The following is a 13,165-nucleotide window of genomic DNA, read 5'->3' as shown; positions in this document are numbered from 1 at the left end:
AGTGAATCAACCAGTTCTAATCAGCTCAGATAAATCACCTGATTACGACCTGCTGCCTTAGCCTGATAGAGCGCCTGATCAGCATCGGACACGAGTTGATTGGGGGTTTTATGCTGGTTAAGCTGGGCTACCCCAACACTCACCGTAACCTGGCGTGCTTCCCAGCGGTGGTCAGCCACTTGTTCACGAATGCGATGGGCAATGGGTAGGGCATCATCCATTGGGGTATCCGGTAGGATAATCACAAATTCCTCACCGCCATAACGACAGGCCAGATCAGTCGTGCGTACAGCCTGCTGTAAAATAGCACCAACCTGTGCCAATACATGATCACCAGTCTGGTGGCCAAAATCATCGTTAAAGCGCTTGAAATGATCCACATCAATCAGCATAACAGTAAGTGGATGTTCATAACGGGTGGCGCGTTGCCATTCCATTTTCAGGCGTTGTTCAAAGGCACGCCGGTTGGCAAGGCCGGTCAGGCTATCGGTCAGGCTTAAGGCTTCCAGTTCTTCCATGAGCTTTTTAAGTTCCTGCGTGCGCCGCTCGACTTTTTTCTCAAGGTTGATATTGTTAAGTTCTAGTGCATGCTGGGCACGCTGGCGCAGCAGTTCCTGACCATGCTGGGCACGGGCCTGCCAGATAATCAGGCAGGATGACAGAAACAGGGTCAGGAAAATCAGCATGGAAACTTCAAACTGATTGTTGTACCAGTGCATCAGGTTGCCCTGACGGCAAAGCCAGCCAATGGTGATAAACACCAGAATCAGGGTAGGCAACAGCCAGCGTACCATTTTGCTGCCCAGTGTTTGCCCAACGAACAGGCGCATAAAGCCGCGTTCGGCATGAATGAACATCAGCGCTACGCTCAGCTCAATGAATGCAATGGCCGACAAAGGCGACAAAGGCACATAAAAACCAAAGCGGTACAGCTCACGTACCCCATAGGCATAACCAATCAGTACCATGATGGCAGTCAGGATAACCGGGATAGTAATAATACGGGCCAGGTTTAAGATGTGATAATTACGGAAGGTCAGTAAAAAAATACTTAGGCCATTTAAAGTAAAATTAATGGCAGACAGCGGTGACATCCGGTTTGAAAATAGCTGGTTGTCAGGATCATTTTGGATCAACTGATTCTGAACCAGCAAGGAATCTACATAAGGCAGATCAGTACCGCTAATATACTGGTAAGCCGTTATTAGCCCAATGCCAATCAGGGTGAGCGACAGGATACGCTGAACCACTATAGCTAGCGGACGCCGGGTCAGGAACAGCAGTAAGGCAGCGCTGGCGATGATAAAGCAAAACGCCGAGTTGGCCTTCATGGAAATGCCGGACGGGAATAACCAGGCCAGTAGGCGGCTTTCACACAGCCAGCCATACAACACCAGTATTGAGGGTAAACAAATCAGCAGCACTGCAATTTTAAGCAGGAAAATGCGCTCATCAATGTAGTGCAGATTAGGTTGCTGATGGGAAAGTTTAACCAATATTTCCTCGTCCTTTTATGAGGGCATCAGCCGCTCTGTTTTAATCTAAACCAGTACCCATAGGCTGGTTTTAGGCATTAGCATCAAGTCTATAGTTAAAAGCCAGCTTCGCATTCAAGCTTAGCTGACTTCATTTAAAACTACATGAAAAAACCGACGATTAGCGCTGTGTTTAATTGTCCAATTGCTGATTTTTTGTTTCCTGCGTCACCAGCACTGCTAGCAGGGTAATCACGGCAGCCGCGGCCAGATAATAGCCTACTGCGCCAAGGCCATACTGTTTACCCAGCCATGTTGCAATTGAAGGCGCAAGTGAAGCCCCAAAAATTCCAGCAAGGTTAAACGTCAATGATGCGCCGGTATAGCGGACATTCGTCGGGAACAATTCAGATAAAATAGTACCCAGAGGCCCATAGGTGAGTCCCATCAGGGCTAATCCAACACACAAAAAGCCCAGCACACCTGCATCGGTGCCGCTGTTGAGCAGGGGAGCCATAAATAGGCCAAACACGGCAATTGCCAGTGAAATAATGCCTAAAGTAACTTTACGGCCATGACGGTCTGCCAGCAGTGCAGAAACCGGAATGCAAGCCGCAAAAAACAAAATCGCAATCATCTGCAAAACCAGAAAATGCTCGCGGCTATAACCCAGACTGGTCGTACCCCAGCTTAGGGCAAAAACAGTCACCAAATAAAACAGCACAAAGGTGGCCAGCGCAATACAAGTGCCTAAAAACAGCATTTTTCCATGATGTTTAAACACAGTAAGCATGGGAACCTTAACCTGCTCATGCTTGTCCAGTGTGGCCTGAAACACAGGAGTTTCATGAATTTTTAGGCGCACAAACAGCCCTATCAGCACCAGCACACTACTGGCAATAAAAGGCAGGCGCCAGCCCCAGGCAAACAGGTCTGCTTCGCTCAGGAATTCACCCAAAAGCAGAAAAGAACCGCTGGCCATTAAAAAACCAATCGGCGCGCCCAGTTGTGGAAACATGCCATACCATGCCCGTTTACCGGGCGGGGCGTTTTCGGTCGCCAGCAATATCGCACCACCCCATTCACCACCCAGACCCAATCCCTGTCCAAAGCGGCATAGTGCCAGCAGCAAAGGAGCAAGCACGCCAACCTGTGCATAACTGGGCAACAAACCAATGGCAACGGTTGAGAGTCCCATGGTGAGTAAGGCGGCAACCAGCGTTGCTTTGCGGCCAATCCGGTCACCAAAATGTCCAAACAGGGCAGAACCAATGGGTCGCGCAAAAAACGCAATCGCAAAGGTCATAAAGGATTGTAAGCGAGCCAGATCAGGATCATTACCCGGAAAAAACAGGGTTGGAAATACCAGAACTGCAGCAGTAGCAAAAATATAAAAATCAAAGAATTCAATCGTGGTGCCGATCAGGCTGGCAAACAGCACCGTTGCTTTTGAGTTGGTTTTGGCAGGCGCTGCCACAGCAACATTACTCATCATCTATCCCGGTTGTGCAGTAAAGTATTTTTTAATTCAGGAAATGATAGGAATTCATTAGCCTGACTAAAAAAGACACAATTTATTAAGCGGTTAATATTGCCACCAGCCGGGTTGTGATACCAGTGTTTGATACTGTTTTTTATAAAGTCTGTATTTTTAACAAGCCAGTATCATCCAGAAGTTTATGGCAAAAAATCTACAACCTGAATTATGGGTAAAATTATAATCTGACAGGGTTTAGTAAATTGCTGCTAAGGATCAGCATTATAAAAATGCACTGCTGTAAAAATTACTTTAAAAAGCTTGGTGAATACTTAGGCCATAGTTATTTGTTAAGGCAAAACATAAGTGTAAATTGCCCAGCAATGACAGGCAGCGCCTATCAGCACAAATAAATGCCAGATGGCATGAGTATAAGGGTATTTCTTGGCTGCATAAAAAATCGTTCCCAGTGTGTAGCTCACACCGCCTGCAACCAGCCAGAAAAATCCTGCCGAGGGTAAGGCATGATAAATATCCGGCAATACAAACACGGCAAGCCAACCCATCACCAGATACGCAGTCAGGGAAACCTTGGGAAACTGATGGATAAAAAACAGCTTAAAAATAATACCAAGGCCTGCCATGCCCCATAAAATCCACAACAGCAGCTCTGCTTTAAAACCCTCAAGGCTAATCATTAAAAATGGCGTATATGTGCCTGCAATCAGCAGGTAAATCGCACTGTGATCCAGTTGTTTTAAAAAGGTACGCGCTTTAGGCGACTGAATACTGTGATACAGGGTAGATGCTAAAAACAGCACCACCATACTGATGCTATAAATTACCAGTCCGGTGCTTTGCGCATTGCTTAAGCTGCCGAGGCCTTTTTTGAGTAAAAAAATACCAGCAATGAGCGCCAGTACAGCACCCAGCGCATGCGTTAGGGCATTGATGCGTTCTTCCTGGCTGTTATAAGGCATCATGGGACTGGATGAATTCATGCTAATACAAACCTGTTTTGCCTCACATTAACATAAATTTAAGGGCATTTTTAGCACTCATCAGTGGGATGTTTTATCATATCTGTTTTCGTTATTGTAAAACTGGGTATTGCCATGTCTGACCAGCCACTGCCTGTATCTTCATCGGACAGCGTTCATCAGTTACATCACATCATTAGCAATGGTTTTGCGGCGGGTCAACTGGAAAAAATCAGTTTAAGCAAATATAAGGGCAGTGAAGCCGGGCTGGAAAAAATCCAGATTCGCACAGTTTATTTAAAAGACCAGCCTATGCTGAGCATGGTTTATCGCTATCAGACTCGTGACATCACCAAAAACTATACCTTGAGCGATGCACTGGCCGAAATTACCCGGCAACTGGATGCAGGCTTTAAGCAGGTTAATGTCAAAACAACCAGCACTGAATATCAGTTAATGATCAGTAAAAAAGGCAAACCGCTGCTCACGCAACAGGCAAGTTTGCAGCTTGGACAAAATGGCATGCAACCTAAAAATAGCTCTCAAACCGGCGCACTGCATAACCGTGCCAAACAGCGCTATGTGGAGCAATCACGGCCATTCCTGCAACAATTGGGTGTGACGGATCAGCAGGGCCAGATTATTCCGGCCATGTCGCGCAAATGGAAACAAATTAACAAGTTTGTAGAAATTTTTGCCAATGCAGTGGGGCAGGCACAGTTGGAACAGCACGAATCTATTTCGGTGGTGGATTTTGGTTCAGGCAAAGGCTATCTCACCTTTGCTGTGCACGATTTTATTGTGCAGCAATTGCATAAAACCGCAGAGGTAACCGGAGTAGAGCTACGTGATGAGCTGGTGCAGTTTTGTAATCGGGTGGCTAATACGATTGATGCACAGGGAATGACATTTTATCAGGGCGATGTGCGCAGTTTTAATCCTGAGTCTGGATCAAGCGAAGCACCGCTTCGCCCAGACGCAAGACGAGAATCCAGTTCGAGTAAGGTGGACGTCATGATAGCCCTGCATGCCTGCGATATTGCAACGGATTATGCCCTGCATACCGGGATTCGCCTGAATGCGTCGGTCATCATGTGCGCGCCCTGTTGTCATAAGGAAATCCGGCCGCAACTTAAAATGCCGGGCCTGCTACAACCCATGCTGCAATATGGTGTGCATCTGGGACAGCAGGCTGAAATGCTGACTGATAGTATGCGTGCATTGTTGCTGGAAGCCAACGGTTATGAAACCAAGGTTTTTGAATTTGTGGCGCTGGAACATACCAGCAAAAACAAGATGATTCTGGCAGTAAAAAAACAGCAGAGTGCGAAAAAACAGGCTGCTATCCTGGAAAAAGTACAGGAATTGAAGCAGTTTTATGGGATTGAAAAACAGAGTCTAGAGGAGTTGCTAGCCGAAAAGAATGGTTAAAATAAATGATCAAAAGCACGCTGATTATGGCGTGCTTTTGGATGAACGATGCTAAATTGAATTAACGTCCTGTATAGTCCAGTCCACCATTTAGGGTAATGGCTGGAGGGGGTGGATTATCACTGCCTTGGTTAGATGGGCTGGAATTGGTGAGAACAGTATTATTAAATTTTACACCAAATCCATTTGGCTCAACCTGAATTCCTTTACAGGGTGAATTAGCCTCACCACACTGATAGTCAAGTACAATTAAGCGCGTTAAGCTACTGGCGCTAGAATCAAGTAATACCGTATTAAGTTGAACAGACTTTACTTTTTTATCTTTGATAGTTGCTGTGATGTCCTGGCTTTCAATCGCAACGGTGTTGTGATTTATCAAGCGAACGGTGAAGTCATTAGGCGTATTACTTCTATTAAAAATTGAGTTACTTGAATACCAGGGGTTATTCTGATCTGCGGCTGGTGAGTTTGATGATATAGGACGAAGAGTTAATACTTGTTGTGGCTTTAATGCCTCCACTGAGGCACTAATCATGAGTGACGCTGGTTTAGGTTCATTACCAAAACTGGAAAAATTGTATAGTGTCGGTAGCAAGGTAAACTGACTGGCTGACTGTAAATCTTTAAAGCTTAAGTTTTGCGTATCCGCCGGTTCAGCATGTAAGAAGTCTATATACTGGCTGTAAAGGCCATGATCATCTTTGCTAAAGGACATATTAATATCATTATCGGTTAAAACAGAAATACCTTGATTAAATATTCTTGAGCCAATAATTTGCTCCGGAGTATTAACCGCAGCGATAACCTGATGGGTTTTGCCATCTATAATCACCGAGCCGCGACTTGTTTGGGGAATATCTTGCACTGTTTGCGGTGCAATAGAGAGTCTACCCTTAAGCTTTCCATTAAGTATTAATAAATTATCCAATGAATTATTGGATTTTAGAATTGTCTGAGTAAAATTAATATCCACTGAGCCAGTAGCTGGATCATACTGAACGGTTGAGCCAGAACATTGATCATCATATTGAGAATCTTCCTGTCTACAGCTAAAGGTCTGCTGGGGATTATCAGAATCTATCGTGTTTTTGGTTAAGGAAAAAAACGTTACTTTTTTTAGAAGCGGGTTATATTCAATATCAAGGTTGAAAGTATTGCCATTTTCATCAAGCGCAAAGCGCATTAATTGATTTAATCGAGGATGCCGTGTTGCAGCATGCTCCGTCTCGGTTGCAAGTGAATTTGCCAGCTCAGTGATTACGCTATAAGCAAGTACATTGTCTTTTTGATTCGTTGATTTACTAGGAATGTCATATTTTTTTGAGCCATTCGTCGTTTTTTCCTCAATCGTTAAAGTACTATTAAAGCTGGACTGAAAGGACTGAGGCTTGGTTTCCGGGATTTTAATTTCATTATGATCGTTCGTGCTGCTACTTCCACCACAAGCACTAATCAGTAGGGAACTTGCCGCCAATACGAGACAGCCAGCATAATTTTTATGATGAAGCATTGCATTCTCAAATATGTTGTTAAGTATAAAAAGCAGATTTTAATGAGCGATAAATTATCATGATTTATCGCATTTGTATTTAAAAGAAGGGATTGAATCACTAAAAAGAAGAAAAACTAAATTTGTTTCTTTACACGACTTAATGCGTAGCAAAATAGAAAAAAACCATAAATAAAATCACCACAAGGACACTGATATAAAGATATTTAAGCGGGAATATATCATCACCCGAGGTGGGCTTAACCGGTTGTTGTGACATTGCAAAATCTCACGTAGGTAGTGGCAGGTTTTAAGTATAAAGTTGTGCAGGAATAAAAAACAGCATCAGTTGGCTCTTAAAAAAGCAGCACAGAAAAAAGGCGCACATGGCGCCTTTTTCATCAGCTATCAGGGTTACTGTTACTGGAACAGTTCACCTTTCTGGGCTTTGTCACTGAGCAGTTGTGGAACCGCAAAACGCTCGCCGTATTTGGCTTCAAGCTCCTGCGCGCGTTTAACAGCCTTGTCCAGACCGTATTGATTCAGGAACTGGATGGCACCACCAGTCCATGGTGCAAAGCCAATCCCAAAGATAGAGCCGACATTGGCATCAACCACGGATTCCAGTACACCTTCCTGCATACAGCGCACAGTGTCCAGTGCCTGTACAAACAAGATACGGTCAATCATTTCCTGTTCAGTAATGTCATTGGTTTTTTGCCATTTGGACAAGCCATCCCATAGGTGCTTCTTGCCGCCCTGTGGGTATTCATAAAAACCAGCACCAGCTGCTTTGCCCTTGCGGTTTTCAGAATGAATCATCCATTCAACCAGTTCTTCCACTGGGGATTCCGGCAAGTTTTTACCTTCGGCTTGCAGCGCTTTGCGGGTTTCCTTAGTGATGTGTTCAGTCAGGCTTAAGCTCACTTCATCCTGAATGGCCAGTGGGCCAACCGGCATACCGGCTTTTAGGGCTGCCATTTCAACTTTAGCCGGATGAACACCTTCAGTCACCAGACGCATGCCTTCCTGAATAAACGTGCCGAACACACGACTGGTAAAGAAGCCACGGCTGTCATTGACTACAATAGGTGTTTTGGCAATTTGCTGGACAAAGTCATAAGCACGAGCCAGTGTTTCAGCACTTGTGTTTTTGCCCTTGATAATTTCAACCAGTTGCATCTTGTCAACCGGACTAAAGAAATGCAGGCCAATGAAATGGCTTTCGTCACGGCTGGCTTTGGCCAGTTCGGTAATGGGCAGGGTAGAGGTATTGGAAGCAAAAATGCCGCCTGCAACCAGATGCTGTTCCGCTTCCTGTGTGACCTTGGCTTTTAACTCCTGATTTTCAAAGACAGCTTCAATGATCAGGTCACAACCAGCAAGGTCGTTGTAATCGGCAGAGGCTGTAATCAGACTCAAAATCTGGTCTTTTTTCTCAGTGGTCATGCGGCCACGGGAAACGCGCTTTTCCAGCAGTTTCTGGCTGTAGCTTTTGCCTTTGTCGGCAGCTTCCTGTGATACATCCTTAAGTACCACTTGAATGCCCTTAATTGCACAGGAGTAGGCAATGCCGCTGCCCATCATGCCAGCACCCAGCACTGCCACTTTTTTGGCTTGCCAAGGTGCAATGCCTTGTGGACGGCTGCCACCGGCCTTGATGGAATTCAGGCCAAACCAGAAGGTGCCAATCATGTTTTTGGCAACTTGTCCGGTGGTGAGCTTGTTGAAGTAACGGGTTTCAATGCGCAGCGCAGTATCTACATCCACCTGAGCACCTTCAACCGCTGCACTCATAATGGCTTCTGGCGCTGGGTAGCAGCCTTTGGTTTTGTCACGCAGCATGGCAGGAGCAATCGCCAATACCTGAGCAACGGCTGGCGTACGTGGATCACCGCCGGGAATCTTGTAGCCTTTTACATCAAAGGGCTGTTGTGACTTAGGCGTTGCTTTGATCCATGCGCGCGCCTTGTCCAGCACATCTTCCATGCTGTCGGCGGTGTCATGCACCAAACCCAAAGACACGGCAGTTTTCACGTCAAACTGCTTGCCTTCCATCAGGTAAGGAAATGCATTTTGTAGACCCAAGAAGCGCACCATACGGACGATACCACCGCCACCTGGCAGCAAGCCCAAGGTGACTTCTGGCAGGCCAAATTTGGTTTTTGGGTCATTTAAGGCAATCCGGCGATGGGTTGCCAGTGCAATTTCCCAGCCACCACCCAGTGCTGTACCATTTAATGCAGCAACCACTGGCTTGCCCAAAGTTTCGATGATGCGCATTTGGGCTTTAAGATCCTGAATCTGCTGAAAGAATTCAGTCGCATTTTCAGGCTTAACCTGAATCAGTTCATTCAGGTCACCGCCAGCAAAGAAAGTCTTCTTGGCAGAGGTAATAATTACTCCAGTCAGATCGGTCTCCGCTTTTAGTTTCTCTGCCACTTCTTTAAGGCTGCTGCGAAACTCGGCATTCATGGTGTTGGCAGATTGACCGGTAGAGTCAAGCGTTAGGGTAACAATGTTGTCCTGGTCTTTTTGATATTGAATCGCGCTCATTATTTAACTCCTTAACCTTTTCCCTTAAACCCGCTCAATAATGGTGGCAATGCCCATACCACCGCCAACACATAACGTGGCCAGACCACGTTTTTTGTCCTGACGTTCGAGTTCATCCAGCAGTGTGCCCAGAATCATGGCACCAGTTGCGCCCAGTGGATGGCCCATGGCAATGGCACCGCCATTCACGTTTACTTTTTCCGCAGGCACGTTCAGTTCATTAATAAAGCGCATGACTACGGCTGCAAAGGCTTCATTCACTTCAAACAGGTCAATGTCATCAATGGTCAGGCCAGCTTTTTCCAGTGCCTTGCGCGCAGCAGGGGCGGGGCCAGTCAGCATGATAGTTGGATCAGTACCCACCAGTGCTGTGGCAATAATTTTGGCACGCGGTTTTAGGTTGTATTCCTTGGCTGCTTTTTCAGAGCCAATCAGTACCAGCGCAGCACCATCAACGATGCCTGAGGAGTTACCCGCATGATGCACATGATTGACCTTTTGGGCTTCTGGATATTTTTGCAGGGCAACCGCATCAAACCCCATATTGCCCATCATTTCAAAGCTGGGGCTTAGGCGTTGCAGGCTTTCCGCTGTTGTACCTTCACGAATGAATTCATCTTTATCTAAAATAGTGACGCCAGCAGCATCTTTAACCGGAACAATGGATTTATCAAAACGGCCTTCTTTTTGTGCCTGTGCAGCCTTGGCTTGTGAATTAGCTGCAAATTCATCCACGTCGCCACGGGTGTAGCCATCCAGTGTAGCAATCAGATCGGCGCCAACGCCCTGTGGTACAAATCCGGCTTTCAGGTTGGTTTCCGGATCCAATGCCCAAGGGCCGCCATCCGAACCCATCGCAATACGCGACATGGATTCAACACCACCCGCCACCACCAAGTCTTCCCAGCCGGAACGTACTTTCATGGCGGCAAGGTTAACGGCTTCCAGACCAGAGGCACAAAAACGGTTGATTTGTACACCAGACACGTTGTCAGACCAGCCCGCTGCAATGGCCGCAGTTTTGGCAATATCGCCACCCTGGTCGGCAATTGGCGTCACACAGCCCAGCACTACGTCTTCAACCTTACTGGTATCCAGATTGTTGCGTTGTTCCAGCGCATGCATCAGGGTCGTCAGCAGGGTAATCGGCTTGACTTCATGCAGGCTGCCGTCTTTTTTTCCTTTACCACGAGGGGTGCGAATGGCATCAAAAATGTAGGCTTCGCTCATTGCCATGTCCTTAATCAGTGATTTAACAATGGCAATGAGTGTAGTGAGTTGTACCAATTGGGCAATGACAAGAAGTGCCAATTATTCTGGCGAGAATGGTTAGCATTAAACCTGCCACAACAGTCAATATTCGCATCGTTGACACAAAAATTAGCAAAACAGTTGTAGTAGAACGACTTGTATAAATTTACTAGAAAGCGTATAAAATTTAGAAACTTAAATTTGATAAATCGCTGATCGTTTAAAAAAATGCATTTAGAGTAAAGATTAGGCTGTAGTCACATACAGGCACGCACGATCAGGCCAAAAGTCTAGGGAAGGGCGCATGAAAAAGGGAATATTTCTGATTTGGATTGACGAACATCGGCAGATGGTGGAAAGAGTCACGTTACCTTTAATTATTGTGCTGATGATTTGCATTACTTTCCTGTTTAGCCATACCGGGGGCGTAAAGCTGGGCTATTCGCATGCCATGTATATTCCTGTATTACTGGCTGGCTTTGTATTTGGTTTCCGGGGTGGTGTACTGGCCGGGCTGGTCGCAGGTTTCATGCTGGGGCCGTATATGCTGCATGATGTGATTGGTGGTGATTCGCACAGTGCCGGTAACTGGACCTTCAGGCTCACTGTTTTTACCCTGATCGGTTTTCTGGCAGGTCTGACCAGTGACAGTGCGCGTTCTTATCAGCAGCGTCTTAAATGGCTACTCCAGCATAATACACTCACCAATTTGCCCAACCGGAATGCACTGATTAAAACACTGGAACAATATGACATTACCGGGGATGAGGCACGTACCTTTTTGCTGGTGGTGGTGTGCTGTGAAAATGAAATTGAACTAAAGTCAGCTTTTGGTTCGAGCGTAGTAGAGCAAACCATTTTGCAGTTGGCTGACCGCTTTTCCAGACTTTGCACAGAGGTGAAGATTTTCCATACCGACCTAAGCCAGATTTCCCTGCTATTCCGCGTAAGTTATAGCGAAATTGATCCGTTACTGGCTAATTTGCTGGAAGATTCACGGGAGCCTGTTTTATATAATAACGTGAAGATTCATATTGATACACGTATTGGCTACTTTATTTTCAATGATGCTGAGGAGCTACCGGAAGATTGCATCAATATGGCCGAAGCTGCCTTAATTGTGGCCAAGCAAACCTCGCGTGACATGGTGGCGTATAATCCGGCCATCAAGACTGCAACCGAAGAAAACATTAGCCTGCTGGGACAGCTCAAACATGCGTTAAAAATGGGACAACTGGCGCTGCATTACCAGCCCAAGGTGCAAATTGACACGGGCAGGATTTATGGAGCAGAGGCACTGATTCGCTGGGAGCATCCAAGCCGTGGCATGATTCCACCAGTCAAGTTTATACCGCGTGCCGAGCAAAGCACCCTGATTGATGTGATCACCGAATTCGTGCTGGAGCAGGCAATCCAGCAGCTCGCAGCATGGCAAAAAGCCGGAATTGATGTGTCGATTTCAGTCAATATTTCTACCCGCAATCTGCTACAGCCGGGTTTTACCGATTTAGTGGTGCGCTTGCTCAACCAGTATGATTTACCGGGTGAGTTACTTGAGCTGGAAATTACCGAAGGCTCATTGATGGTGGATGTTGAACATACCATTGACGAGCTTAAACGCCTGACCCAGCTAAAAATTGTAATTTCCATTGATGACTTTGGCACAGGTTATTCATCGCTGCAATATTTGCATCAGTTACCCATTTCTGTGCTTAAAATTGACCAGTCGTTTGTACGCCGTCTGCCGGAAGATCAGGGCGCTGTTTATATTATGGAAGCAGCAGTCATGCTGGCGCATAATCTGGGACTAAAAGCGATTGCAGAAGGGGTGGAAAACAAGCAAATTTACCAGTTTCTGGCCACGCTGGGCTGTGACATGGCGCAGGGATATCTGATTGCCAAGCCATTGCCCGCAGAAAAATTTGTAGAGTGGTACAGGCAATATGCCGGAACTTATCATCACTCCGACAGCACTTCTTAACTGTTCAATATGAACACAACTACCTCTAAAGCTCAGGGAATCGGCGGCCATGCGGCAGACTGGTTGGGCTGACTGGAAATAATGGCAGTACCGTAAGCCAGTACTTCTACCATGCCTCCCTGTTCGCCAATTTCGGTGGTAACCAGTCGTAGCGCCAGAATTTCCGAGGCACCCATTTTTTGAGCCTGTTGCTTGAGGCGTACAATGGCTTCACGCCGCGCCCGATCCAGTAGGCTCTCATAGGTGGTCAGCCGACCACCAAAAAAGTTGTGAATCTGCGACCAGACCCATTTAAAATAATCATGTGAAATGACCACGCTGGCAGTAACCAGTTGGCCGGGCTGCTGGCGAGTTTCAAAGCGGCGACTGCCCAGCCGGATATGACTTAGGGTTGCCTCAGCCGTCAATAGCTCCTGCAAATGCTTGTGTTCAGCGCGGCGGCCAAAATACCAGCCAATGCAAAACAGACAAGCAAAAATCACCAGCTTGATTAAAAATTCCATGCCGTAAACCTGTTATCAGTGA

The 13,165-nt window shown here is 46.3% G+C and carries 9 protein-coding genes; 2 read left to right on the top strand and 7 right to left on the bottom strand.

What is annotated here, in order from left to right:
- Positions 1 to 20: 20 nt before the first annotated feature.
- From Q337_RS18370 to trhA, 3 genes are all read right to left on the bottom strand, one after another.
- Entirely contained in the window at positions 21 to 1,496 is a 1,476-nt protein-coding gene (locus Q337_RS18370; protein WP_051526747.1) for a GGDEF domain-containing protein, read from the bottom strand.
- Between the two features lie 172 nt (positions 1,497 to 1,668).
- Positions 1,669 to 2,970, bottom strand: coding sequence for an MFS transporter (locus Q337_RS0108985; RefSeq protein WP_026471317.1), 1,302 nt, complete (start codon positions 2,968 to 2,970; stop codon positions 1,669 to 1,671).
- A 332-nt stretch (positions 2,971 to 3,302) separates the two neighbouring features.
- Entirely contained in the window at positions 3,303 to 3,953 is a 651-nt protein-coding gene (trhA, locus tag Q337_RS0108980) for a PAQR family membrane homeostasis protein TrhA (protein ID WP_026471316.1), read from the bottom strand.
- Positions 3,954 to 4,082: 129 nt separating this feature from the next.
- Between trhA and Q337_RS0108975 the strand changes: the two genes are divergently transcribed.
- Positions 4,083 to 5,363 carry a class I SAM-dependent methyltransferase gene (locus Q337_RS0108975; RefSeq protein WP_407636772.1) on the top strand — a complete coding sequence of 427 codons (1,281 nt, stop codon included), beginning with the start codon at positions 4,083 to 4,085 and terminating at the stop codon, positions 5,361 to 5,363.
- A 61-nt stretch (positions 5,364 to 5,424) separates the two neighbouring features.
- Here Q337_RS0108975 and Q337_RS0108970 read toward each other — a convergent pair whose 3' ends face one another.
- The 3 genes from Q337_RS0108970 to Q337_RS0108960 all read right to left on the bottom strand — a co-directional run bounded on the left by Q337_RS0108970 (position 5,425) and on the right by Q337_RS0108960 (position 10,638).
- Positions 5,425 to 6,873: a hypothetical protein gene (locus Q337_RS0108970; RefSeq protein WP_026471314.1), complete on the bottom strand. Its 1,449-nt coding sequence runs from the start codon at positions 6,871 to 6,873 to the stop codon at positions 5,425 to 5,427.
- A gap of 399 nt (positions 6,874 to 7,272) precedes the next feature.
- Positions 7,273 to 9,408 carry a 3-hydroxyacyl-CoA dehydrogenase NAD-binding domain-containing protein gene (locus Q337_RS0108965; RefSeq protein ID WP_026471313.1) on the bottom strand — a complete coding sequence of 712 codons (2,136 nt, stop codon included), beginning with the start codon at positions 9,406 to 9,408 and terminating at the stop codon, positions 7,273 to 7,275.
- A gap of 24 nt (positions 9,409 to 9,432) precedes the next feature.
- Positions 9,433 to 10,638, bottom strand: a complete 1,206-nt coding sequence (locus tag Q337_RS0108960) for an acetyl-CoA C-acetyltransferase (RefSeq protein WP_026471312.1) — start codon at positions 10,636 to 10,638, stop codon at positions 9,433 to 9,435.
- A 325-nt stretch (positions 10,639 to 10,963) separates the two neighbouring features.
- Between Q337_RS0108960 and Q337_RS0108955 the strand changes: the two genes are divergently transcribed.
- A complete protein-coding gene (locus Q337_RS0108955) occupies positions 10,964 to 12,640 on the top strand; it encodes a putative bifunctional diguanylate cyclase/phosphodiesterase (protein ID WP_026471311.1) in 1,677 nt (558 codons plus the stop codon).
- Positions 12,641 to 12,672: 32 nt separating this feature from the next.
- Here Q337_RS0108955 and Q337_RS0108950 read toward each other — a convergent pair whose 3' ends face one another.
- Positions 12,673 to 13,143, bottom strand: a complete 471-nt coding sequence (locus Q337_RS0108950) for a YbjQ family protein (protein ID WP_026471310.1) — start codon at positions 13,141 to 13,143, stop codon at positions 12,673 to 12,675.
- Positions 13,144 to 13,165: the final 22 nt, after the last annotated feature.

Source organism: Alkanindiges illinoisensis DSM 15370 (assembly GCF_000619845.1).
Taxonomy (GTDB): domain Bacteria; phylum Pseudomonadota; class Gammaproteobacteria; order Pseudomonadales; family Moraxellaceae; genus Alkanindiges; species Alkanindiges illinoisensis.
The sequence above is the reverse complement of the archived record's forward strand: the minus strand, read 5'-3'. Positions and strand labels throughout refer to the sequence as shown.

What these genes read in the sequence shown, in the direction of transcription:
- Q337_RS0108985 (WP_026471317.1), bottom strand. Translation starts at nt 2,970, where the DNA reads ATGATGAGTAATGTTGCTGTGGCAGCGCCTGCCAAAACCAACTCAAAA.
- trhA (WP_026471316.1), bottom strand. Translation starts at nt 3,953, where the DNA reads ATGAATTCATCCAGTCCCATGATGCCTTATAACAGCCAGGAAGAACGC.
- Q337_RS0108970 (WP_026471314.1), bottom strand. Translation starts at nt 6,873, where the DNA reads ATGCTTCATCATAAAAATTATGCTGGCTGTCTCGTATTGGCGGCAAGT.
- Q337_RS0108965 (WP_026471313.1), bottom strand. Translation starts at nt 9,408, where the DNA reads ATGAGCGCGATTCAATATCAAAAAGACCAGGACAACATTGTTACCCTA.
- Q337_RS0108960 (WP_026471312.1), bottom strand. Translation starts at nt 10,638, where the DNA reads ATGAGCGAAGCCTACATTTTTGATGCCATTCGCACCCCTCGTGGTAAA.
- Q337_RS0108955 (WP_026471311.1), top strand. Translation starts at nt 10,964, where the DNA reads ATGAAAAAGGGAATATTTCTGATTTGGATTGACGAACATCGGCAGATG.
- Q337_RS0108950 (WP_026471310.1), bottom strand. Translation starts at nt 13,143, where the DNA reads ATGGAATTTTTAATCAAGCTGGTGATTTTTGCTTGTCTGTTTTGCATT.